Origin of the sequence: Psychroserpens ponticola, assembly GCF_023556315.2 — a bacterium.
GTDB lineage: Bacteria > Bacteroidota > Bacteroidia > Flavobacteriales > Flavobacteriaceae > Psychroserpens > Psychroserpens ponticola.
Genome location: NZ_CP116221.1, coordinates 651,087 through 675,614, shown reverse-complemented (window position 1 = coordinate 675,614; position 24,528 = coordinate 651,087). Strand labels below are relative to the sequence as shown.

Genomic DNA, 24,528 nt, shown 5'->3' with positions numbered 1-24,528 from the left:
ATTAAAGCAGTTGTTTTTCGATGGCAATCTTAATAATACCAACGCTATTTTTTGCACCGAGTTTACTCATAATATTCATACGATGCGTTTCTACCGTTTTAGGGCTAATGAATAGTTTTTCTGATATTTCTTGTGTGGTTAACTCTTCTGAAATTGCTACTAACACATCATGCTCTCTTCTTGTGAGTTTAGGGAGTAATCCGTTATTTGTTGCCTTTTTAGAAGTTTGATTGAATAGTTTTTTCTGAATATCCTTTTGCAAATAAACATCTCCAGAAAGTACAGTTTTTGTTGCTTCGATAAGTTCCAACTTATCAGTGTTTTTCAATAAATAACCAAGAACACCATTTTTAAGCATTCGTTTTACAAAAGTGATATCTTCAAAATTTGTAAGGGCGACAATCTTTAAATCAGGATACTTTTTAAGCAATTGTTTACTCAAATCGATTCCATTAATATCTGGCAGATTAATATCTAAAAATAACACATCTGGAAGATTTAAAGCTAAACCTTCGAGTGTTTCTTCACCATTATTGTATTCTCCAATAATTTTGATTTCAGGAGTGCTTTCTAATAATGAAACAATGCCTTTAAGCACCATAACATGATCGTCTGTAATGGCAATTTTAGTTGTTGTCATTTAATTTATTTATATCCATTTCGATGGTATATGATGTTCCATCTTCATTAGATAGTACATCCATAATTGCTTGTAAATAATTGACTCTAGATTGTATATTATTTAATCCAATTCCCTTTGATTTAACAGTCTTTGGGTCGAATCCAATTCCGTTATCTTCTATTGATAAAGATAACTGATTCTCATGACAACTTATCTGAACATTAATTTCATCTGCTTCTGCGTGTTTAATACTATTAGAAACCAATTCTTGTATAATTCTAAAAATATTAATTTCTGAACTCTTAGAAACACTAAAAGAATCTCCTAAATGCTGAAATACAATTTCTTGGGTATGCATTTCATTTAAATTAAAACAATAATCTTCTGCAGCCTCAATTAAGTTAAAATTATCTAATGTTGGAGGCACTAAATTATGTGAAATCGCACGTACTTGCCTACAAGAGTCATCAATCATTGAAACAGCTTCTTTTATAACCTTATTATTCATTTCTAATAAAGAGGATAGCTTGAGTTTAATTGCAGACAAATCACCATTAACACCATCATGCAACTCTTTTGCAATGCGCAACCGTTCTTTCTCTTCACCTTGCATTAAGCTTTCTAAAGTGCTTATTTGATGCTCTCTCTTTAGTGCAACAATTTCTTGACTTTTTCGTTTGTTTTTTTGTTGGTAAATTAACCACGTTAAAAGAGAAGCTACCAATAAAAACAACGAAATACCATATAATAATGTCATTTGATTATTCTTTTTTTGAATTTCATTTTCTTGTTTTTGTAATGCTAATTTCTGCACAAGAAGTTCTTTATCTTTCTTTTCGCTCTTATACTTTCTATCTGCTTGCGCTAGTAATGTTCTGTTTTTGGACAATCGAATGGAATCTCCAAAAGCGACATATTGATTTAGTAACTGATTCGATTTTCTATAATTACCTATTTTTCCTTCAGCAAGTGATCGGTTTTTATAAAAAATATTGGCATACACTATTGTTTCAATATCAAAAGAATCAATGTTTATAGAATTAAAAATTTGAGTCGACTTTTTATAATTATCTCTTTTAAATTCTAAATTTCCCAGTAGTATTTCACTTGCAATAATATCGTATTTTATTTTACGTTGGAGTGCAAATTCTTTTGCTTTTAACAAAGAGGCTTCAGCACCTTCAAAATTATCTATTTCTGTAAGTAACATTCCCGATGCCATATACATGTGATGACAAATTTCTGCAGAACTCATTTGTTCACATATCTCCTTACCTCTTATTAGATATTTTTTCGCCAATTCATATTCTTTATCATTTATAGCATAATAAGCAAGTAACTGCACTGAATAAGCCTCTATTCTAAACTCATTAGATCTTTCACTAATGTCCTTGGCCAACTTTAAATAATGTAATCCTTCGTCATGAAACCCTGCAGACTCATATATTAAAGAATGGTTATAATATAAAAAACAAAGCTCGACATCATTTTCTTTATTTAAATCGATTGCTTTTAAGCTATATTCTAATTGTTTTTCAAAATCATTTGACCTCTCATAAGAGGTTGAATAATTACCATAAATAAGACCTCTTAATGTTTTATTTTCTTTAATAGCCAATTCACCTAGCGCTTTTTCAAAATAAGCTCTTGCTTCTATATCCTTTCCGTTATTTAATTCACAAACACCTAGATTAGTATAAATATCTGCCAACTTATAATTTTGTGATTTTAGAGAATATTGTAATGCATCATTACCATACTTTGTAGCCATTTTTAAATCAAATTCAGAATAATTTGAACTCAATAAAAGATTTAAATTAACTTTTACAGTATCAATTTTCGTTTTAGCTAATTCAACTTTTAAACTATCAATTGTACTCGTTTGCGCAAAAGTGCTTAAAAAGAAAACTAAAAAAAGTAGTATAGAAAATGTCTTTTTCAAAATAATGATTGGTTTTACCCTCTAATTTAACAATAATCTTAGTCCTTTTTAAAAAGCGCCTTAATTTCTTCTATTTCCAGTCTAATAGCCTTTAATTCTTCTTTTTGAGCTTCAATAATAACTTGTTGCTCTTGCATTGCTTTCACCAATGGCACAACAAACTCTGAATAACGCAAAGCATAAGTGCCATCACTATCGTAAGGTTTAACGATTCCATGAAAATCGAAGCCTACTGCTTGTGCCGCAGCTTCAACTTCTTGAGCGATAAATCCCGTTTGTATTTCTTTTGCTTTTAATTGTTCTGCATCTCTTAGACGCAAACTGTCAGGTGTTTTCTCAAAACGAGCAATAGCTTCCATATCTAAATTGTAACTCACTGGACGCAATTTTTTTATAAAATCTAAACCTACAATATCTTCTTTGATATTGGTTTTTAATCGGCTATCTGAAAAGTTAGACCAATTTGCATAACCACCAATTACAGCAACACTTGCATTACCTAATCTAACTTGGTTTGGAGAATTGGGAGTAGCTCCAGCACCAATTGCTGAAGTATTATAAAAATTAGCAGCTAATGCTGTTGCTCCTTGACCAATAGCTGTATTACTACTTCCCGTAGTTATTATATAAGATGCAGCTCCACCAATAGCCACATTAGAATCTCCTGAAATATTATTTTGTAAAGCATGATAACCCATTGCGACATTATTACCTCCAGTACTATTATCTAACATAGAACGATAACCTATGGCCACATTATTGTCTCCATTGGTGTTTGATGATAAGGCTTGATTTCCTAAAGTCGTATTGCCATCACCATTTGTATTGCTTTGAAGTGCAATATAGCCAACTGCAGTATTATATCTTCCTGTATTTAGTTCCAACGTTGCATATCCAACTGCTGTATTTTGATTACCTACAATTGTTGAAAAAAGTGCCTTATTACCAATTGCAACATTATAATCAACCCTATTGTTTTGCAAACTCTGATACCCAATAGCTGTATTATTAGTTCCACTTAAGTTATCTTCCGAAGCCTGATATCCTATAGCCACATTTCTATTATCTGCACTATTATCTGTTAAGCCTGCATTGACACCTATAAAAATTGATGAGCCATTATTTGAACCATCGCTATCTGATTTACCATCTAATAAATCATCTATACGCTCAATGGTGCTCAATTTTTTCCAAGAATTAGTGCTGTTTCTCCAAAAATAAAACGTATTATCTGTATTTAAAAATACAAGCATTCCATTTTGAATTGCTGTTGGATTAGTCGCAGGAAAAGCATCAACTCTAGGGATTAAAATACCATCTGTATTTGTTGGTGTTGCGCTATTGGTTGCTTCAATATCCAATAAGGCATCTGGTGCAGTATCATTAATCCCTACTTTTCCATTCTTAAGCCAAGTCATGCGTTCTCCTTCATTACCTGTAAAAGTCCTTGACCATAAACTAAGCTTATCATCTGAACCAGTGTATAAAAATTCAAATCCATAATCGGCACCTTCCACTAAGGATAAAGAAGAAGAATTACCATCATTTGTTTTTACTTTTAAACTGGAATTGGTTGTTTTCACAATTTCTAAATCTCCGTTTACTCTCAATAAATCGTTATCAAACTCTCCGTAAACTAAGGGCGAAGTTGAAGATGAATTTTCAATATATAACCTGTTGCTATTTAATTCTGAAAAACCAGACTCATATCCTATAAACACATTATTACTTCCATTAGAATTCCAACCTGATCTTGAGCCAAGACCAACATTCCTACTCCCAGTTGTATTCATTCTAAGAGCTCGATTTCCAAATGCTGAATTATTACTTCCAGATGTATTGTCTGTTAACGCAGAGATACCAAAACCCGCATTATAGTTGTTAGTTTCATCATCATTAACTCCAGAATTAATTCCTAAAAAAATGGAAGATCCATTATCTGTGCCATCATTATCCGATTTTCCATCTATTAAATCATTAATTTTTTCAATGGAATTAGCTGCAATGGAAACCCAAGTTGTAGTCATATTATTCCAATAATAGAATCCTTTTACAACACTTCCGCTTCCCGTAACATATACTAACATTCCATCTTGTACAGAAGTTGGATTAACAGAAGGATAATCATCTATTTTAGGAATTAGAATGCCATCAGTATTATTTGGTGCTGCAGCATTTGAAGAGCGAATATCTAAAGATGCATTTGGAGACGTGGTATTGATACCAACTTGAGCATTTAAAAAGCAGGTTGCTAAAAGGGTAAAAAACAGAACTAGCTTGAACATTTTCATAACATCAACATTTTAGATGTATAACTATATGCAAGCTAACTACAAGCTAGAAAAAAAAAGTAAGGGCATTCCTTGATTTAAAAAAAATCAGGGAATACCCTTAGATATTTCGTTTAGTATATTTTTTAGCTAGAAAGCATTAACAATGGCATAAAAATCTTCAGCTTTTAAAGCAGCTCCACCAATCAAACCTCCATCAACATCTGGTTTTGAGAAAATCTCTTTTGCATTTCCTGGTTTTACACTTCCACCATAAAGAATCGTCATGTCATCAGCAACTGAATTCCCATATTTACTTTCTAGAGTCTTTCTAATAAATGCATGCATGTCTTGTGCTTGCTCTGGACTTGCCGTTTCTCCTGTTCCAATTGCCCAAACAGGCTCATAAGCCAAAACGATATGTTTAAAAGCTGACGCTTCTAGATGGAATAAAGCATTCTTAATTTGACTCTCAACGACTGCTTCATGGTTTCCCGATTTTCTATCAGCTAATTCTTCTCCAAAACAAAAAATAGTTCGCATATCGTTTGCTAATGCAGCATCAACTTTTTTTGCCAGAGATTCGTCTGTTTCATTGAAATAAGCACGTCGCTCACTATGACCTAAAATCACTGTTTGAATGCCGATACTTTTTAACATTTCGGCACTGATTTCACCAGTATAAGCTCCATTTTTAGAAAAGTGCATGTTTTGAGCAACTACTTCAATATCATCATGTCTTGTTGCTTCAAAAGCATGCCACAAATTTGTAAATGTTGGCGCAATCATGACCTCTGCATTAGAGGTTTTAGTTTGTTGTTTTAGTTCTGAAATTAATGACTCTGTTTGAGCTAAATCATTATTCATTTTCCAATTTCCTGCTACTATATGTTTTCTCATGTCTTTGCCTGCAAAAGCAGGAATATTTTAAGTTATACTTATTTTAATGTTTTTATAATTAAAGGATCGTCTGCTTCTATCGCTTCAAATAATTCTATTCGTCCATTGGAATTAACGATCATATATCTTGGGATCCAATCAATATCTACAAATCTCCCTAACGAACCTTTTGTTCCATTAAGCATAAAATAATGTTCACCTTCAATATTATGTTTTTTAATGGTACGCTTCCATGTCTTTAAATTTCTATCAGCAGATAAAAACAAATACACAACATCTGACTTTTCAGTTTGCAAGGCTCTTAATTCTGGTAAGCCAATAATACAATCTCTACACCAACTTGCCCAAACATCAATAACGATTTGTTTTCCTTTATGACTTGATAGAATATCTCTAAATGAAATTGAATCGCCTTCTAAACTCAAATATTCTTCATTTAAAACCTCTTCTGAAAGTTGTGTTTGAACCTCTTTTGAACAGCTTACAAACACCAGACAACAAACAAGAATGTAAGTTAATGATTTCATCTGTTATTATTCTAATTTCACTTTAGGATCAAGCCAACCATAAATAACATCTACAAAGATATTGATAATGATAAACAAAAGTGCTATTACTAACACAGAACCCATTATTACAGGCAAATCTAAAGTATTAAGTGAATTCACAATTTCCTTCCCTAAACCATTCCAACCAAAAATATACTCTACAAATACTGCTCCTGCTAACATAGAAGCAAACCAACCTGAAATTGCAGTCACAACAGGGTTTAATGCATTTTTAACAGCATGTCGCGTTATAATTTGGAATTCACTCAAGCCTTTTGCTCTGGCAGTTCTTATATAATCTTGATTAAAAACTTCTAATAAAGAGTTTCGCATTAACTGAATCACAACAGCTAATGGACGAATCCCTAATACGATTGCTGGCAGAATTAAATTCTTCCATTTGATTTGCATTTTTTCACCAAAATTATCAAGCTCGTATAAACTTCCTGTCATTTCAAGACTTGTATATTCATGTAAGATATACCCAAAAAACCAAGCAAATAAAATTGCGCTAAAAAACGAAGGAATACTCATACCAAGCGTACTAAATATTTGAATGGTTTTATCTAACCATCTGTCTTTAAACAATGCAGAAATTATTCCAAGAAAAATGCCTAAGACAATCGCTATAACAATTGCAGACACTGCTAAAACGGCTGTATTAGGAAGCGTCTCACCAATAACCTGAGACACTTTCTTTCCTTGTTTGGTAAAGGATTCTCTTAAATATGGAAATTTAAAAACGGTCGTAGTTGAACCAATCGTAAACAATGAGCTTGCACTATATTTCCCATCTTTTAGATGGGTATAGTCTTCAGAATTTGTAGAATGAAATGACAGAGGCGATACATCATTAAGGTAATATAAATACTGGGTTGAAATGGATTTGTCAAAACCATATTTTGCTCTAACAGCAGCAATCTGTTCGCTGTCTTCATTTTGTCCTAGCATCATTTGTGCAGGATCACCAGGCAATACATTAAATAAAAAGAAAATAACAGTGACTACTCCAAATAATGTGAGTATAGCGTAAAAGGCTTTATTTAGAATGTAGCTTATCAGATGGTATATGTTAGTTGTTAAAACTCTAATTCATCAATATCGTTCCAATGTACTTTTTGAGTAACGGTTCCTTTTTCAAGAACCACAACTCCTGGATTTGCACGAACAATGGTTTTGAGCACTTTTTCATCGCAGAGATAGAACTCAACATCTAAGTTATAAGTCTTTTGAATTTCTAGTTTCTTATCTGCTCCAGAAGCTGTTAAACCAATTACTGTGTATCCATTTTTTATAGCTTCATCTGCCATAGCTTTAAGTTTTATCATGCCATCAGATTCTGCCTTATCTAAATTATAGGATACAATCATGACTAACTTTTCGGTTTCTAAAAACTGTTGTGTTACATCCTCATCTTCAGATTCTATAGAAAAATCTTGAATTTTAGGCACATCACCTTCTTGTATGGTTTCCGTTTCAACTCCAATAATCTTATCATAAGTTTTTGGTCCACGACCACGATCTGTAATTACTTGTTCTTTACCATCCAATGTGTAGGTCCAATGGTAATCTATAATAGCATCTTTTGCATCAGCTGGTAATTTCATATTCTCTTGAAAATTGTCTCCAATCTTATAAGCTCTAAAATCAAACGTTGGCAAATGCATCAAAACATGATATCCAAACCAAAGGCAAACGATAAAACTCAACATCGCAGTAATTGTCAATCCCAATTTACTCAGAATTGGTTTTATATGTTTCTGACCAACAAATAGAATCAGAATTAAAAATAATAATATCAAATCTTTAGAAAATGATTCCCATGGCGTTAGCTTTAAGAAATCGCCAAAACACCCACAATCTTTTACTTTTTCAAAATAGGCAGCATAAAAGGTTAAAAATGTGAAGAATACAATCATTCCTAATAAGCTCCAAACCGTAAATTTGGGTTTATAGCCTATCAATAAAAACACACCTAAAACAACTTCAAAAACCACCACAAATATCGAAATTCCTAATGCATAAGGCATCAATACTGGAAGGTCTAATACGTCGTAACTAAAATATTCCTGAAGCTTATATGAAAATCCTAAAGGGTCATTCAGTTTTATAAATCCTGAAAAAATAAAAAGTGCTCCGACTAAAATTCTGCTAATATTTACGATAAACTTCATAAACTTCGTTTTGATTGTTATTCACTTAAATGAATCATTGCAAACACCGAGTAATTAATCATATCTTGGTAATTAGCATCAATTCCTTCACTTACAATTGTTTTGCCTGCATTGTCTTCAATTTGTTTAACGCGTAACAATTTTTGGATGATTAAATCTGTCAAACTACTCACTCTCATATCTCTCCAAGCTTCACCATAATCATGATTTTTATCCATCATTAATTGCTTTGTCGTAGCAATTTTATCATCGTAAAGTACTGTTGCTTCATCTACAGATAAATCAGGTTGTTCAACGACACCTTTATCCAATTGAATTAAAGCCATTGTGCAATAATTGATAATGCCAATAAACTCGCTTACTTCACCTTCATCAACTTTACGCTCATTATTTTGTTGCAATCCTCTAATGCGTTGCGCTTTGATATAAATTTGATCAGTTAACGATGGTAATCTTAAAATGCGCCATGCACTTCCATAATCTTTCATTTTATTAATAAAAAGACTTCTGCATTGCGTGATGACATCATCATATTGTTTTGAAGTATCTTGCATTTAAAACATTTAATTTTCCGTAAATTTCGCATAAATTAATCAGATTTAAAAACTTTAACCATACTATATAATTTTGAGCAAAACCATCAATTGTAAAGGGCAGATAATAGACCTCAGTCAGCCAAAAGTTATGGGCATTTTAAACGTGACACCAGATTCGTTTTATGATGGTGGTCGCTTTAGAAATTCGTCTGCAATAATGCGACAGGTGGATCAGATGTTGGAAGAAGGAGCAACCTTTATAGATATTGGAGCATACAGCTCAAAACCTAATGCAGAAGATGTAAGCGAAGCTGAAGAACTGCAACGTATTTTACCAATAGTTGATCTCATTATTAGAAATTTTCCTGACGTTCTGCTGTCTATTGACACCTTTAGAAGTAAAATAGCTAAACAATGTGTCGATGCTGGAGCGTGTTTGATTAATGATATTTCGGCTGGACATTTAGATAAGAATATGTTGAAAACTGTAGCAAAACTGAATGTTCCTTATATCATGATGCACATGAAAGGGACTCCAAAAACCATGCAACAGCAAACCAATTATGAAGATTTAGTAAAAGACATTCTCTTTTATTTTTCGAAGCGCATTGTAAAAGCTAGAGCCATAGGAATTATAGATTTGATTATCGATCCAGGTTTTGGATTTGCTAAAACTTTAGAACAGAATTTTGAACTTCTGAATAAATTAGAACTTTTAAAAATAACCGATTTGCCTATTTTAGCAGGTATGTCTCGAAAATCTATGATTTATAAAACACTTGACACTTCAGCAGAAGAAGCGCTAAACGGAACGACTGTTCTCAATACAATTGCACTACAGAAAGGTACGAATATTTTGCGTGTACATGATGTTAAAGAAGCAATAGAGTGCATAAAATTAACGCAACAATTACATAACTAATGAAACAGTTTTACACCATCATATTTGTGCTTTTACTTGTATCTTGCGGACAAGAGAAATCGGTATTATTACCTGAAATAGAAAATGCAAAAATCACAGAAATCCTTGATGTTTCTCCTGCATATCTTTTTTATGATGACACACAACCAGATAGCCTAGAACTCAATCGCAAAAACTTAATTGGCACGACTAATTGGTTATTTAATGTGGATAAGCGTCTAACTTTAAAACAAGCCATTCCAAAAATTAAATTTCTGCAAGAAAAAAAGCGTAATGCACAAATGCATAAAAATGAGAATGCAAAAAACTACTATACCTGTAATGATACGAGTATTAAAAATTTAGGCTTTATTGAATTTACTGATATTCATTATTGGGACGAAAAAGCCACAGATTTTTACAAAAAATCTTCTGATTTAACTTTTGTTGGAAGACATCGCATTTATATTGATTTTATTGATGAAAATCAAATTTCTGTAAACATTATGGAGTTACCAATAGACAATGAGAGTATGGATTTAAAATCGATTGTTAAAAACACCAATTTTTCATTTAAAGAGTATACAACTATTGAGTTTTCAAATTTTCTGAAATCATTTAAAAAAACTCCAACAATCGTACATTGCAGTTTCAACAAAAAACTAACTTTTCAAAATTACATCAGTTTTAAATCACTAATTGAAAAATTTGAGATTGAAGGCGTTGAAATAGACAACAACGAATTCATATATTAAGCATATTTTGTTAAATTTACAGAAACACCTTTGCATTGGATACATTCAAATTTTGGGATTTTGGAATTATAGATTTTATCGACGTTTTTCTCGTCGCTATCTTACTCTACTATATCTATAAGCTTGTAAAAGGAACCGTTGCCATCAATATTTTTATTGGAATTATTATCATTTATCTGGTTTGGAAAGTCACCGATTTGATGGAAATGCAAATGCTACACAATATTTTTGATGGCTTTATGAAGGTTGGTATTATTGCTTTGATTGTTGTCTTTCAGCCAGAAATAAGGAAGTTCTTATTGATGGTTGGATCTACAAACTTAAGTGGCAGAGGCAAACTTTTCAGTAAAATGAAATTCCTAAAAAGCGATATTGAAACAGAAACAAATGTAGATGATATTGTTGCTGCATGTCATAAAATGGGAAGCACAAAAACTGGAGCACTTATTGTTTTAGAACGCAATAACAACTTAGATTTCTTGGTAACTACTGGAGACGAAATGAATATTAAAGTCACACAACCAATAATAGAAAGTATTTTCTTTAAAAATAGTCCGTTACATGATGGAGCTATCATCATTGATAATAATATTGTTAAAGCGACACGTGTTATTCTACCTGTAAATAATGAAAAAAACATTCCGCAACGATTTGGTTTGAGACATCGAGCTGCTGTTGGTATTACTGAAAAAACAGACGCAATTGCCTTGGTCGTTAGTGAAGAAACTGGGCAAGTTTCTTATATTAAAAATGGGGAATTCGTCATGTTTGAAAACATAGATGAATTACTTAACCTTTTAAAAGCAGATTTGGTATAATATGAACTGTAAAAACTGTAATACCTCACTAAGTAAACTTATAAATTATTGTCCGTTATGTGGCGCAAAAATTGTAAAAAAGCGGCTGACATTTAAAAATCTTTCGGTTGATATCACAGAACAGTTTTTAAATATTGATAATAAATTTCTAAAAACCTTTTTACATCTATTTACAAAACCAGAACTTGTAATTGACGGTTTTATTAGTGGCACTCGAAAAAAGTATATTAATGTCATTCAATATTTTGCTGTTGCATTAACATTAGTTGGTGTACAAGTATTTTTAATGAACAACTTCTTTTTAGATGCGATGGAACTAGATAATGAATTTTTAAAAAAAGCGTTAGAAAACCAGTCTAATCAAGAAAATAACCCTTTTAGTTCTTTCTCATTCGAGGATTCTAATAATTATCAAAGTATCATATACATTTTAAGTGTTCCGATATCAACTATATCAACTTGGATAGCCTATTATGTAATTGGAATACGTCACTATAATTTCACAGAACATTTGGTTATTAACTTATATTATTCTGCACAAATTATTATCGTTTCAGCCGTTTTGAGTATTTTATTTTTATGTTTTGGGTTAGACTATTTGTTAATATCTGGCGTTATTTCGGTGTTAACTTTTGGCTATTTCTTTTTTGTTTTTAAACGTGTGTTTAATTCTTCATTTTGGGATTCTGTCTTACATTTTATTTTAATTATGGTAGCTTATTTTATTATATTTATTACGATCTTATTAATTGTAATTGCAATTGTAGCTGTCTATGCCATACTTAATAAAGATCAATTAGTACACACTGTATAATGAATTGTAAAAACTGTCATACTGAACTTCCTAAGAATAGTGATTTTTGCAATAACTGTGGTGGAAAAGTTATTAGAAATCGTTTGACTTTCAAGAACTTATTTGAGCATATAAGTGAAACATTTTTCAATTACGACAACAAGCTTTTACGAACATTCATTGATATGTTTAGAAAACCGGAAGTTGTAATTGACGGATACATTCAAGGTGTCAGAAAGCGTTACGTAAATCCTATAAGTTACTTTGGATTAGCTATAACGATAACAGGATTATATCTTTTAATCTTAAATAAGTTTTTTCCGGAATCATTAGATTATTCAAATTTTGCAGTTGAAGGTCAAGAAGAATTTCAACAAAGAAACATGAGCTTTATTCAAGAGTATATGTCCTTATTTATGATGCTGTACATTCCAATTTACGCTCTCATTGCTAGAATTTCTTTTGTAGGATTAAAAAAATTCAATTATACCGAGTTAATCGTTGTCTTTCTGTATTGGCAATCTCAGACCTCTATTATTTCGGCAATAATAATTGTAATAACTGCTATTTTTGGTGTAGCAAATGGTGTTGTTAGCATGATCTTTTTACCCTTAATGATACTTTATGCTGCTTATATTTTAAAACGAATATATCAACTTAGTTTGGGTCAGATTGTAGCAAGAACACTTCTGTTTCTTGTTGTTTTAGGAATAATTATGGTAATCTTTACCATAATTATTGTTATTATTATGTTTATTACTGGAGATATGCAAGAAATGATTGAAGCACAACGAGCTGCCATCGAAGCAGCTAAACAAGCAAAAGGCTAAACTGCTTCAGCCTTTAAAAATTGGACTTCATAAAGATTTCTGTAGTATCCATCTTCTTTTTTAAGAAGTTCATTATGTGTGCCTTTTTCAACAATATGACCATCATCCATTACAATAATCTGATCTGCTTTTTGAACAGTAGCTAAACGATGTGCAATCACTATTGACGTTCGGCCTTTGGTAATTTTATCTGTGGCATCTTGTATCAATTGTTCAGAATATGAATCTACTGAAGATGTGGCTTCATCTAAAACTAAAATACTTGGATTAGTAACATAAGCACGTAAAAACGAAATTAATTGACGTTGACCTGAAGATAGCATCACACCTCTTTCTTTCACATTATATTGGTAACCGTTAGGCAAACTCATTATAAAATCATGAATACCAATATCTTTTGCTGCCTGCTGAACTTGGGCTTCAGTAATATCAGGATTTTTAAGTGTAATGTTATTACATATGGTATCAGCAAAAAGAAAAACATCCTGCAAAACGACTGCAATCTGAGTACGAAGCGATTTTAATGTTAAGCTTTTTATATCTACATTATCAATACATATTGTACCTTTCTGAATGTCGTAAAAGCGATTTAATAAATTGATAATGGTCGATTTCCCTGCTCCTGTAGCACCAACAATAGCAACTGTTTCTCCTGCATTAACTTCTAATGAAATCCCTTTTAAAACTTCTTCATCATCTACATAAGAAAAGTGAACGTCTTTAAATGTAAGATTACCTTTAAATTCGGAAGCTATAGTACTACCCGAATCATCAATTTGAGACTTGGTATCCAACACTTTAAACACTCGATCTGCAGCGACCATTCCCATTTGAAGCGTATTAAATTTATTGGCAATTTGGTTTAACGGTCTGAATAACATAGGCACAAACATGATGAAAGCTGTTAGGTCACCAATTGACGCTGTTGTATTAAAAACAGCCATATATCCACCAACCCAAATGATAGCACCTAAGGTTATAGAAGATAATAAATCAGCAATTGGAAAAAACACTGAATTATACCACACTGTTTTTAACCAACCTTTCTTATGACGTTCGTTTATTTCTTTAAACTTTTTGTATTCAGTTTCTTCACGCGTAAATAACTGAAGGATTTTCATTCCCGTAACACGCTCTTGCACAAATGAATTTAAATTAGATACTTCTGTACGCACTTCTTCAAAAGCACGTTTCATATATCTCTGAAAAATTTTCGTTGCAAATAAGACAATTGGCATGGTTACAAAAGCAATTAAACTTAATTTCCAATTTAAATAGAACATTCCTCCAGCTACGACCAACATCTTAAGCAAGTCACTAAATATCATGAATAAACCTTGTCCAAAAATATCTGCGATACGTTCCATATCTGTGACTGTTCTGGTAATAAGCACACCAACTGAAGATTTATCATAATACTTCATTCTAAATCCAAGAACATGTTCATAAAGTTTTATTCTAATATCTTTCACTACTGACTGCCCTAACCAACTTGCATAATAAATAAATAATAATTGACTAGTTACCTCTAGAACAAGCAAAACTAGCATAGCAATAATATAAAAGAGAAAACCTTCGTATTCCTTTAATATGACATGATCATCAATAGCTTTTTGTAGCACTAAAGGTCTTAAAACTCCAAAAACAGCAAGACCAACGACACAAACTAAAGATATAAAAAACACCAACTTGTATGGCTTTATATATTGTAATAATCGCTTGAATAGCGATACATCAAAAACTTTTTTATTATCGTCTGCCATCTAACTATATATCGTATTTGGGTATTCAATTTTTGTCAAATATAAGCCATGTGCTGGAACTGAAAAACCAGCTTCTCCTCTATCTTTTGATTTAATAATATTATGCAATTCAGCTGCATTCATCTTTCCTAAACCAATATTTATCATGGTGCCAACAATTGCTCGAACCATATTTCTTAAAAATCGGTCAGCCTTTATTGTAAAAAGAACCTGATCATTTTCACATTGCCAATGCGCAGACATTATATTACAATTATACGTTTTTACATCTGTATGCACTTTAGAAAAACATTGAAAATCTTCATACTTCAATAGAATATCACAAGCTTCATTCATCGAAGCTAAATTTAATTGATTTTGAAGTGCATACACAAAATCAAAATTAAACACATTTTTTTTTTGCGAAATCTTATAGATATAAGTTCTACTTAACGCATCAAAACGTGTATGTGCTTCATCGTGAGCTTGAATGATATTGTGAATTGCGATATCATTTGGCAAAATAGAATTCAATTTAAAAACCAAATTATCTTCAATTAATTTATTCAAATCAAAATGGGCAAACATTTGCGAGGCATGCACACCAGCATCAGTTCTACCAGCTCCCATTACAGAAATATTAGATCGTAACACTTTAGAAAGCGCATTTTCTAAGACTTCTTGAACAGTTATAGCATTAGGTTGAATTTGCCATCCATGATATGCTTTTCCATTATATGATAATTCGATAAAATATCTCAAGTAAACCTGTATTTTTGTAAAAGCACAAAGATAAATAGTTTTAACTGTATTCATCTTAGATTAACATAATTAAAAGATTTCTGCATTTTAGCGGAAGACATTTATGACCAAAATCCTTTTACTTTCTGACACACATAGTTACATCGACGATGATATATTAAAATACGTCAAACAAGCTGATGAAGTTTGGCATGCTGGAGATATTGGTGATTTAAAAGTGTGTGATACTATTAAAAAACTAAAACCCTTACGTGCTGTCTACGGAAATATTGATGACGCAAAAGCTAGACTTGAATTCCCTGAAAACAATCGGTTTATGTGTGAGGGTGTAGATGTTTGGATGACTCATATTGGTGGTTATCCTCCAAAATACAATTTGAGAACTAGAGATCTTATTAAAGAAAATCCTCCACGAATTTTTATCAGTGGACATTCACACATATTAAAAGTGATGCCTGACAAACGTTATAATTTAATTCATATGAATCCTGGAGCAGTAGGCAAACATGGTTTTCATAAAGTAAGAACTATGCTAAGATTTACAATAGACAGGAACTCTATTGATAACTTAGAAGTTATTGAATTTCCTAAACGTTATTAAACTAAAAAAACCCAAGATCTTCACCTTGGGTTTACGCACTAAAATAATTAAGATAATAGGGTTTATCGCAATCTATCTACAGATTTCACGAGGTCTTCATCCTTTTTTATGGCTTTATTGGCCAAAACCAACAACACGATAGATAAAATAGGTATGAATATCCCAACACCTTTCTCTGAGATGTTACTCTCTCCAGGTGGCATTAATAATTGATACACAAAAAATCCTAATAAAATAAAGTTTAATATTATATTGAGTCGTCCCAAAACAAATTGAAACTTTCTATTTTTAAAACTAAAAATCGAAATTAAAGATAATAAAGCAGATCCTAAAAACAAACCTAAATACAAATATTCATCTTTTACATATACAGAAACATCTTGGCTATTAGTCCATAGATGCAATATAAATATTAAACCAGCTGATACAGCGGCAGATAATAATAGGTATACAGTTTGTATGCGTTGAATCATTCTTTTTTATTAATGAGGCACAAAATTAATAGTTTCTTTTTAAAAGATGTATTAAATTATTAAAAATAAAATTGTATTATTGCATATATAATTTGTTACCAACAGTGTAACAGTTTATTAAATCTTCAGATTTTTTTCAAATTTTTCCCAATAAACACATTTTTTTTTAGAAAAGTAAGGATTAAATCAATTTCAGTTTATAAAACTTAATTATTAAACATACATGTTCGAAATTTCCGAATTAAAAGCAAAAAAGCTTCCTGAACTTCAGGAAATAGCTCAAAAATTAAATGTTCCAAAATACCGCAGTTTAAAAAAATTAGACCTTGTTTATCAAATTCTTGATTTTCAAGCGGCTAATCCTGATGTGGTTAAAAAAGAAGTCATAAAAGATACTCCAAAAGCGGAACCAAAAAAACCTACACAACAAAATAAACCTGCTCAGGAAAGAAAACCTAGACAACGTGTTCAGAAAAAACCTGAACAAAATACGTCTCAACAAAAAATGGAATTAGATGTTAAAAAAGATGCTAAACCATCTAATACTGATTCCAATACTGAAAAAGAGAATAAAAATACTCAAAAGAACAATCAGAGTAACGATAATCGCTCTAAAAGCAGTAATGATAATAAGCCGAATCCGCGTCAAAAGGATGGCAATAAGCCGAATCCGCGTCAAAAGGATGACAGCAAACCAAATCCTCGCCAAAAAGACGGCAATAGACCAAATCCACGTCAAAAGGATGGTAATGTTCATAAAAATAACGGAAACAAAGACAACCGTAATCGATACAGAGAACCAGATTTTGAATTTGATGCTATTATAGAAAGTGAAGGTGTCCTAGACATCATGCAAGATGGGTATGGATTTTTACGTTCATCAGATTACAATTATTTATCATCACCAGATGACATTTATGTATCACAATCACAAATTCGCTTGTTTGGTTTAAAAACTGGTGATACAGTTTTAGGCCATGTTAGACCTCCGAAAGAAGGTGAAAAATATTTCCCATTAATAAAGGTGAGTAAAATAAACGGACAAAAACCTGAAGTTGTTAGAGATCGAGTAGCTTTTGAACACTTGACTCCATTATTTCCTCAGGAAAAGTTTAATATTGCTGAAAAGCAAAGCACGATTTCAACCAGAATAATGGATTTATTCTCACCAATTGGAAAAGGACAACGTGGTATGATTGTATCACAACCCAAAACTGGTAAAACAATGCTTCTAAAAGATGTTGCAAATGCAATTGCTGCTAATCATCCTGAAGTTTATCAAATGATCTTATTAATTGATGAACGTCCTGAAGAGGTAACAGATATGCAACGTAATGTTCGTGGTGAAGTTATTGCATCAACTTTCGACAAAGAAGCACATGAACACGTTAAAATTGCAAATATTGTATTAGAAAAAGCAAAACGTTTAGTAGAATGTGGTCATGATGTTGTCATCTTATTAGATTCTATTACACGTTTAGCAAGAGCATACAACACTGTTCAACCAGCTTCTGGGAAAATCTTAAGTGGTGGTGTAGATGCAAATGCATTACATAAACCTAAACGTTTCTTTGGTGCTGCACGTAATATTGAAAATGGAGGCTCATTAACTATAATAGCAACAGCCCTTACAGAAACAGGTTCTAAAATGGATGAAGTTATTTTTGAAGAATTTAAAGGAACTGGTAATATGGAATTACAATTAGATCGTAAAATATCTAACCGTAGAATCTTCCCAGCTATTGATTTAACATCTTCTAGTACAAGGCGTGACGATATCTTATTAGATCCTACTACAATACAAAGAATGTGGGTGATGCGTAAATACTTAGCAGATATGAATCCTGTAGAAGCTATGGAATTCATTAATGATCGTTTCAAACAGACTAGAAACAATGAAGAATTTTTAGTATCTATGAACGGATAAATTTTAAAACATATTAATATATTGTAAAAGCCTTGATTTAATTATCAAGGCTTTTTACTTTGCAATACGTTTTAAAGTTAAGTTTTAAAAACAAAAAAAGCTTCTCATTGGAGAAGCTTTTTCAAAATCTTAAGGAAAAACCTACTTTAATGTAGCAACATGCTTCACTAAGCTAGACTTTAAATTAGCAGCTTTGTTATTATGAATAACATTTTTCTTAGCTAATTTATCAACCATAGAAATAACAGAAGGTAAAAATGCATTAGCATCTTTAGCTTTTTCCATTTCACGTAATTTTTTGATAGCATTACGAGTCGTTTTATGCTGATATCTATTAGTTAAACGTTTTGCTTCGTTACTTCTTATTCTCTTTAAAGCTGACTTATGATTTGCCATTGTATTATTTTCTTATTAAAAATTGTAGCCCGTAGGGGAATCGAACCCCTCTTACATGGATGAAAACCATGCGTCCTAGCCGATAGACGAACGGGCCATTTGATTTAAATTCAATAGTAAATTTATAATTTATTAGACGATAAACTTACATTTCAAATGAACGTGCAATTATTCATTGCGGATGCAAAAATACAACTATTTTTAAATGTTGCAACACCTAGCTAAACTTTTTTGAAAAAAAATTAATATGCTTTAGCAAACAAGACTCTACGACTTGAAGAATCTCCAGTAAAAACGCACTTTCCCTCTTCATTTTTCGCATCAGAAGGAATACATCTTATTGTAGCTTTTGTTAATTCTTTAATCTTGAGTTCAGTTTCAGTCGTTCCATCCCAATGCGCAGATATGAAGCCAGTTTTTGTTACTAAAACCTTTTTAAAGGTTTCAAAATCATCAACTTCAGTAATATGTGCATCTCTAAAATTTAGCGCTTTAGTGAATAATTCCTCTTGAATCGTTTTTAATAAACTGTCAATTTTGGAAATTAAATCAGGCATATTAACAATTTCCTTTGTCAAAGTATCACGTCTTGCCAATTCAATAGTTCCGTTTTCTAAATCTTTAGGCCCAATAGCAATCCTCAAAGGGACACCTTGAAGCTCATGTTGAGCAAACTTTGCACCTGGTCTGTGAGTTGTTCTACTATCAAACTTGCAAGAAACACCTTTTACTTTCAAGTCTGCAATGATACTATTAGCTTTTTCTGTAATAATTTCTAATTGCTCGTTAGTCTTATAAATTGGAACAATAACCACTTGTGAAGGCGCTAAATTTGGTGGCAAAACCAAACCTTTATCATCACTATGCGTCATTATTAAAGCTCCCATTAAACGTGTTGAAACTCCCCAAGATGTAGCCCAAACATAATCAAGTTTTCCTTCATTATTAGTGAATTTAACATCAAAAGCCTTTGCAAAATTTTGACCTAAAAAATGTGATGTACCTGCTTGAAGCGCCTTACCATCTTGCATTAAAGCTTCAATACAATACGTTTCTAAAGCACCTGCAAAACGCTCACTTTCCGTTTTCACGCCTTTAATAACTGGAATAGCCATAAAATTTTCTGCAAAATCCGCATAAACGTTATTCATCAATTCTGCTTCTACAAGAGCTTCCTTTTTAGTTGCATGCGCTGTATGACCTTCTTGCCATAAAAATTCAGCAGTACGCAAAAACAAACGTGTTCTCATTTCCCATCTGACAACATTTGCCCATTGGTTTATTAGAATAGGCAAATCCCTATAACTTTGAATCCAACCTTTATAAGTATTCCATATAATTGCTTCACTTGTAGGTCTAACAACTAACTCTTCTTCTAATTTAGCTTCCGGATCTACGCGCAATTTTCCCTCATTATCAGGGTCATTTTGTAATCTATAATGTGTAACCACTGCACATTCTTTAGCAAAACCTTCAGCATTTTTCTCTTCAGCTTCAAATAAACTTTTAGGAACAAAAAGAGGAAAATACGCATTTTGATGCCCCGTTTCTTTAAACATTCGATCAAGCTCAGCTTGCATTTTTTCCCATATAGCATAGCCATAAGGCTTGATAACCATACAACCTCGTACGGCAGAGTTCTCTGCTAAATCGGCCTTTACAACCAATTCATTATACCATTTTGAATAGTCTTCTGCTCTACTTGTAAGATTTTTACTCATTTTTATTTTTTTGGCACAAAAATTGTGATTTTTAAATCAGAAATTAGTTTAACAAAACTAATTAATTTTTATAATGTTTAATAATAAAAAGCAAAGGATATGGAATTAAAAAACTACTTAAAAACAAAACCTCAATTTTTTATTGTACTTGGCCTAAGCCTTATTTTAGCATCATGCAGTTCCACAAGAGATTTCAACTCAAACTATGTAATAACTGATAATGAACTAGGGAATGATTATAAAAACTACTTTAATGATAAAGCAAAGGACTATGAGACCTCATTTAATTATGATGAATTATATTTTACAGACTTAAATACCTACACTGCAAAATACTTTAGCAGAACCACCCTTTTTGGACAGTATCAATACACAGGCCGTGGGAATAGATTTAACAATGTTACCATTGATAATATTGGTTTAAACATCTATTCAGATTTTGCAATAAATAATCTTGGAAGAACCAATTGGTCTTGGACTTCAAAGCAACTTCAATCTTGGGGTTGGATTAACAAAGGCTGGAACACTCCTTGGAATCAAAAAAACTGGAGATCTGTCAGCAATTCATGGAATGGTCCAATATGGAATTATTGGGGTTGGGATGGAGAACCTGAAAATAGTTTATATGATTATAGAGGTGAAAATTCTTGGAGAAATACGATGATATTTTTAAACCCTATAAGGAAGAAAAGACATTCTGCATATCAACAAGTAGTTCTTAATAGAATAAAAACTAGTCCAAAATATGCTTCAATTACCAAGCGTGCAACTAGTGATTTACCAAGATCTAGACCTAGATCAAAAGCAGTTAAAACAAGTAATCTTTCTTTATTATCAAAATCCTATATTAGTAGCAACAATTCTTCAACGCAATCAAATTCAAGAAGCAATTCAACATCTACTGTAAAAAGATCTAGTACTAATAGTTCTAGCTCAGGTTCTAATTCATTGGTTCGCAAAAGCACAAAAAATTAATAACTGTAAATTATCTTAACATTTACAAACAATAAAGCCTAGATATACAAAATGTATCTAGGCTTTATTAATTTAGAATCCTTTCAAGTCACTAATAACTCGATCAGAATACAATGTTTTGCTATCTATTTTAGTTGTAATGAATATATTTATAAGATTTTCAGCTAAATAGATAGTTTTGGCACAAATATTGTGATTATGTTAAATAAAAAAATAGTTCAACAAAACTAACTATTTTTGTAATGTTCAACAATAAAAATTTACAAACATGCAATTCAACAACTACTTAAAATCGAAATTGCCATTTTTTGTTGCACTTAGCTTCACATTTGTTTTAGCTTCTTGTGGTTCATATCAATATGTAGGTTATGACAGCGATGGCATCTACAGTAATAGAGAAAGTGATAAAGATGTCACCACATATGAAGAGGCAAGAACTATAGATTATGAAACTTCAGAAACTGCATCAGAAGACAATAGTTATTATAAAAATTATTTTAATGAAAAAGCTAATCAATATAATGATATTCCTGATGATGAGCGTGTAATTTTCACTGATATTGACTCTTATGAAGGTGATTATTCTGACGAAAATCAAGAAGAGGATGTTCAAAATGAATATGCTGGATGGGGACAAGCTAGTAACAACATAACTATTAACTATATAGATAATGGTTGGGGTTTTAATGATCCATGGTTATGGAATGGTGCTTGGGGATATCGTTATGGTTGGAACAGTTGGAGATACAACAATTGGGGCTGGAATACTGGATTTGGAGGTTTTGGCTGGGGCTGGAATAGTTGGGGTTATAATAATAGTTGGGGTTACAACAATTATTGGTGTCCTCCTGGATTCAGTGGATATTATTACAACAATCGCTACTTAGCATATAATTCTGGAAGAAGAGGTTCTCATTTGGCATATTCAAATAGAAACCCAAACTATAGAAGAAATAATTATAATACTACACGTCGTAATTCTACATCTGTCTCAAGGAGAAGTTCTGCAATTAGAAGAAATAATTCAGTTACTAGATCTACTTTGAGAAGAAATACCACTAGAACTAGATCTAATAATTCTATAAGACCAAGGTCAAATAGTAATGTTACTAGAACTCGTTCTAACAACTCTAGATCTAACACAAGATCATCAACATCTACAAGAAGGAGTAATTCTTCTTCTACAAGAAGTTCTAGAAGTAATTCAAGATCTTCAGGCTCTTCTAGGTCAACTAGTAGAAGTAGTTCAGGTCGTCGTAGGTAAATTTATAATAATTAAAAATTAAATATGAAAAAGTTAACTATACTAATGATAGGTGTCTTATCTATGTCTAATATTAACGCTCAAGATATTACTGATGCTCTTCGATATTCTAAAGACAACATACAAGGTAGTGCTAGATTTAGAGCTTTAAGCGGTGCTTTTGGTGCTCTTGGAGGTGATATGTCTGCTGTAAATTTAAATCCTGCTGGATCAGCAATTTTTAATAGAAGTCACGCTTCAATATCACTATCCTACCTTAACACCAATAATGATGTATCATACTTTGGTAAAAGAAATTCTACTTCAAACTCAAATATAGATTTACATCAAGCAGGTGGTGCATTTGTTTTTGCAAGTACAGATAAGGGTTCTTCATGGAAAAAATTTGTTATAAGTGTTGCCTATGATAAAACTGCTAACCACGAAGATCAATGGTTTGCTAATGGCAGTAACACTAATTCTATTGATAGCTATTTTTTAGAATATGCTCAAGGCTTAAGGCTTGATGAAATATCAAGATTTACAGGTGAGTCTATCTCTCAAGCTTATGCTGAAATTGGTTCTTTCTATGGCTCTAGAAATCAACAAGCTTATTTAGGTTATGAGTCATTTATAATTGAACCCGTTAACGAAACAAATGAAAATAGTATTTACACATCAAATATCGCTATAGGAACATTTAATCAACAGTATGACTACATAGCTCGAGGATATAATGGAAAAGTAAGTTTTAATGCCTCAGCTCAGTATGAAGATAGATTATATTTAGGAATTAATTTAAACACTCATTTTATAAATTATGATAAGACTACATACTTAAAAGAAACCAATTCAAATCCTGGCTCTTTAGTAACTAACGTAGGATTTGAAAATAACATATTAACTACTGGCAATGGGTTTTCTTTTCAATTAGGAGCAATTTTTAAGCTAACTACAGAACTAAGAGCCGGATTTACATACAATTCACCTACATGGTTTACAATAACTGAAGAAACTTCTCAAGGCATTTCAACTTTTGTTGATGATGTTGATGGTAGCTTTACAGTAAATGTAAACCCAAATATCATTAATGTTTTTCCAGAATATAGATTACGATCTCCTGGCAAAATTACGGGTAGTCTTGCATATGTATTTGGCGAAAAAGGATTAATAAGTTTTGATTATTCGAGAAGAGATTATTCGAATATGGAATTTAGTCCTAAAAATGACACTTTTTTTAGATCTCAAAACGAAATCATAAGTAATACATTCAAAGCTGCAAATACTTACAGATTTGGAGGTGAATATAAATTCAAGCAATTTAGTTTTAGAGGAGGATATCGTTTTGAGGAAAGTCCATACGTGGACGATTCTTTTGTTAGTGACTTAACAGGTTATTCTTTAGGCTTAGGATATAATTTTGGCAACACAAGATTAGATTTAACATTTGATCAAGCTGAAAGAACTATTAACAATCCTTTGTATTCTATTGGATTAACTAATGCTGCAACTGTAGATGCAGTAAATTCGAACATCACTCTAACATTAGCATTTAATCTTTAAAAACAAAAATACACTCCTAAATACAAGTGTAATAAA

The 24,528-nt window shown here is 31.8% G+C and carries 23 protein-coding genes and 1 tRNA gene; 10 read left to right on the top strand and 14 right to left on the bottom strand.

The window, feature by feature from the left end; all coding sequences use genetic code 11:
* Window position 1 precedes the first annotated feature (1 nt).
* The 8 genes from MUN68_RS02920 to MUN68_RS02885 all read right to left on the bottom strand — a co-directional run bounded on the left by MUN68_RS02920 (window position 2) and on the right by MUN68_RS02885 (window position 9,010).
* Complete coding sequence (locus tag MUN68_RS02920) at window positions 2–640, bottom strand: response regulator (RefSeq protein ID WP_249995221.1); 639 nt, start codon at window positions 638–640, stop codon at window positions 2–4.
* On the bottom strand, window positions 627–2,564 hold the full coding sequence (locus MUN68_RS02915; RefSeq protein WP_249995220.1) for a tetratricopeptide repeat-containing sensor histidine kinase: 1,938 nt from the start codon (window positions 2,562–2,564) through the stop codon (window positions 627–629). Before MUN68_RS02915 ends, MUN68_RS02920 begins: the two co-directional genes overlap by 14 nt.
* 38 nt (window positions 2,565–2,602) lie before the next feature.
* A complete protein-coding gene (locus MUN68_RS02910; RefSeq protein ID WP_249995219.1) occupies window positions 2,603–4,855 on the bottom strand; it encodes a tail fiber domain-containing protein in 2,253 nt (750 codons plus the stop codon).
* A gap of 129 nt (window positions 4,856–4,984) precedes the next feature.
* On the bottom strand, window positions 4,985–5,734 hold the full coding sequence (tpiA, locus tag MUN68_RS02905) for a triose-phosphate isomerase (RefSeq protein ID WP_249995218.1): 750 nt from the start codon (window positions 5,732–5,734) through the stop codon (window positions 4,985–4,987).
* A gap of 38 nt (window positions 5,735–5,772) precedes the next feature.
* Window positions 5,773–6,261 carry a TlpA family protein disulfide reductase gene (locus tag MUN68_RS02900; RefSeq protein ID WP_249995217.1) on the bottom strand — a complete coding sequence of 163 codons (489 nt, stop codon included), beginning with the start codon at window positions 6,259–6,261 and terminating at the stop codon, window positions 5,773–5,775.
* A gap of 6 nt (window positions 6,262–6,267) precedes the next feature.
* The gene (locus MUN68_RS02895) at window positions 6,268–7,344 is read right to left on the bottom strand and encodes an ABC transporter permease (RefSeq protein ID WP_249995509.1); all 1,077 of its coding nucleotides are present in this window, start codon (window positions 7,342–7,344) and stop codon (window positions 6,268–6,270) included.
* A gap of 17 nt (window positions 7,345–7,361) precedes the next feature.
* Window positions 7,362–8,456, bottom strand: a complete 1,095-nt coding sequence (locus MUN68_RS02890; protein WP_249995216.1) for a BT_3928 family protein — start codon at window positions 8,454–8,456, stop codon at window positions 7,362–7,364.
* A 17-nt stretch (window positions 8,457–8,473) separates the two neighbouring features.
* Window positions 8,474–9,010 (bottom strand): DUF1599 domain-containing protein, encoded by a 537-nt coding sequence (locus MUN68_RS02885; protein WP_249995215.1) that lies wholly within the window; start codon window positions 9,008–9,010, stop codon window positions 8,474–8,476.
* A 130-nt stretch (window positions 9,011–9,140) separates the two neighbouring features.
* On the opposite strand from MUN68_RS02885, the gene folP reads away from it, so the two are divergent.
* Genes folP through MUN68_RS02860 form a run of 5 tightly spaced genes read left to right on the top strand, consistent with a single transcriptional unit; the run spans window position 9,141 to window position 13,089 of the window.
* Window positions 9,141–9,914 carry a dihydropteroate synthase gene (gene folP / locus MUN68_RS02880; RefSeq protein WP_249995214.1) on the top strand — a complete coding sequence of 258 codons (774 nt, stop codon included), beginning with the start codon at window positions 9,141–9,143 and terminating at the stop codon, window positions 9,912–9,914.
* Window positions 9,914–10,648 carry a hypothetical protein gene (locus MUN68_RS02875; protein WP_249995213.1) on the top strand — a complete coding sequence of 245 codons (735 nt, stop codon included), beginning with the start codon at window positions 9,914–9,916 and terminating at the stop codon, window positions 10,646–10,648. The genes folP and MUN68_RS02875 overlap by 1 nt, the downstream gene beginning before the upstream one ends.
* Window positions 10,649–10,683: 35 nt before the next feature.
* Complete coding sequence (gene cdaA / locus MUN68_RS02870) at window positions 10,684–11,466, top strand: diadenylate cyclase CdaA (protein ID WP_249995212.1); 783 nt, start codon at window positions 10,684–10,686, stop codon at window positions 11,464–11,466.
* Between the two features lies 1 nt (window position 11,467).
* Window positions 11,468–12,280 carry a DUF3667 domain-containing protein gene (locus MUN68_RS02865; RefSeq protein WP_249995211.1) on the top strand — a complete coding sequence of 271 codons (813 nt, stop codon included), beginning with the start codon at window positions 11,468–11,470 and terminating at the stop codon, window positions 12,278–12,280.
* Window positions 12,280–13,089, top strand: coding sequence for a DUF3667 domain-containing protein (locus tag MUN68_RS02860; protein WP_249995210.1), 810 nt, complete (start codon window positions 12,280–12,282; stop codon window positions 13,087–13,089). The genes MUN68_RS02865 and MUN68_RS02860 overlap by 1 nt, the downstream gene beginning before the upstream one ends.
* On the opposite strand, the gene MUN68_RS02855 is transcribed toward MUN68_RS02860, so the two are convergent.
* Together MUN68_RS02855 and truA are read right to left on the bottom strand one after the other, a co-directional pair.
* The gene (locus MUN68_RS02855) at window positions 13,086–14,852 is read right to left on the bottom strand and encodes an ABC transporter ATP-binding protein (RefSeq protein ID WP_249995209.1); all 1,767 of its coding nucleotides are present in this window, start codon (window positions 14,850–14,852) and stop codon (window positions 13,086–13,088) included. The genes MUN68_RS02860 and MUN68_RS02855 overlap by 4 nt on opposite strands.
* Window positions 14,853–15,593 carry a tRNA pseudouridine(38-40) synthase TruA gene (gene truA, locus MUN68_RS02850; protein WP_249995208.1) on the bottom strand — a complete coding sequence of 247 codons (741 nt, stop codon included), beginning with the start codon at window positions 15,591–15,593 and terminating at the stop codon, window positions 14,853–14,855.
* A gap of 103 nt (window positions 15,594–15,696) precedes the next feature.
* Here truA and MUN68_RS02845 point away from each other — a divergent pair, with 103 nt between their 5' ends.
* Window positions 15,697–16,194: a metallophosphoesterase family protein gene (locus MUN68_RS02845; protein ID WP_249995207.1), complete on the top strand. Its 498-nt coding sequence runs from the start codon at window positions 15,697–15,699 to the stop codon at window positions 16,192–16,194.
* Window positions 16,195–16,256: 62 nt separating this feature from the next.
* Here the strand turns inward: MUN68_RS02845 and MUN68_RS02840 are convergent, their stop codons facing one another.
* Window positions 16,257–16,667 (bottom strand): DUF4293 domain-containing protein, encoded by a 411-nt coding sequence (locus MUN68_RS02840; protein ID WP_249995206.1) that lies wholly within the window; start codon window positions 16,665–16,667, stop codon window positions 16,257–16,259.
* 223 nt (window positions 16,668–16,890) lie between these two features.
* On the opposite strand from MUN68_RS02840, the gene rho reads away from it, so the two are divergent.
* Window positions 16,891–18,594: a transcription termination factor Rho gene (gene rho, locus MUN68_RS02835; RefSeq protein WP_249995205.1), complete on the top strand. Its 1,704-nt coding sequence runs from the start codon at window positions 16,891–16,893 to the stop codon at window positions 18,592–18,594.
* 141 nt (window positions 18,595–18,735) lie between these two features.
* Here rho and rpsT read toward each other — a convergent pair whose 3' ends face one another.
* From rpsT to proS, 3 genes are all read right to left on the bottom strand, one after another.
* Entirely contained in the window at window positions 18,736–18,990 is a 255-nt protein-coding gene (gene rpsT / locus MUN68_RS02830; protein WP_249995204.1) for a 30S ribosomal protein S20, read from the bottom strand.
* Window positions 18,991–19,015: 25 nt separating this feature from the next.
* Window positions 19,016–19,087 (bottom strand) — tRNA-Glu (locus tag MUN68_RS02825).
* Window positions 19,088–19,232: 145 nt separating this feature from the next.
* Window positions 19,233–20,711: a proline--tRNA ligase gene (gene proS, locus MUN68_RS02820; protein WP_249995203.1), complete on the bottom strand. Its 1,479-nt coding sequence runs from the start codon at window positions 20,709–20,711 to the stop codon at window positions 19,233–19,235.
* 99 nt (window positions 20,712–20,810) lie between these two features.
* Here proS and MUN68_RS02815 point away from each other — a divergent pair, with 99 nt between their 5' ends.
* The 3 genes from MUN68_RS02815 (at window position 20,811) to MUN68_RS02805 (ending at window position 24,492) form a co-directional block, all read left to right on the top strand.
* The gene (locus MUN68_RS02815; RefSeq protein ID WP_249995202.1) at window positions 20,811–21,686 is read left to right on the top strand and encodes a hypothetical protein; all 876 of its coding nucleotides are present in this window, start codon (window positions 20,811–20,813) and stop codon (window positions 21,684–21,686) included.
* Between the two features lie 268 nt (window positions 21,687–21,954).
* Window positions 21,955–22,950 carry a hypothetical protein gene (locus MUN68_RS02810; RefSeq protein WP_249995201.1) on the top strand — a complete coding sequence of 332 codons (996 nt, stop codon included), beginning with the start codon at window positions 21,955–21,957 and terminating at the stop codon, window positions 22,948–22,950.
* Between the two features lie 24 nt (window positions 22,951–22,974).
* Window positions 22,975–24,492: an OmpP1/FadL family transporter gene (locus tag MUN68_RS02805; protein WP_249995200.1), complete on the top strand. Its 1,518-nt coding sequence runs from the start codon at window positions 22,975–22,977 to the stop codon at window positions 24,490–24,492.
* Window positions 24,493–24,528: the final 36 nt, after the last annotated feature.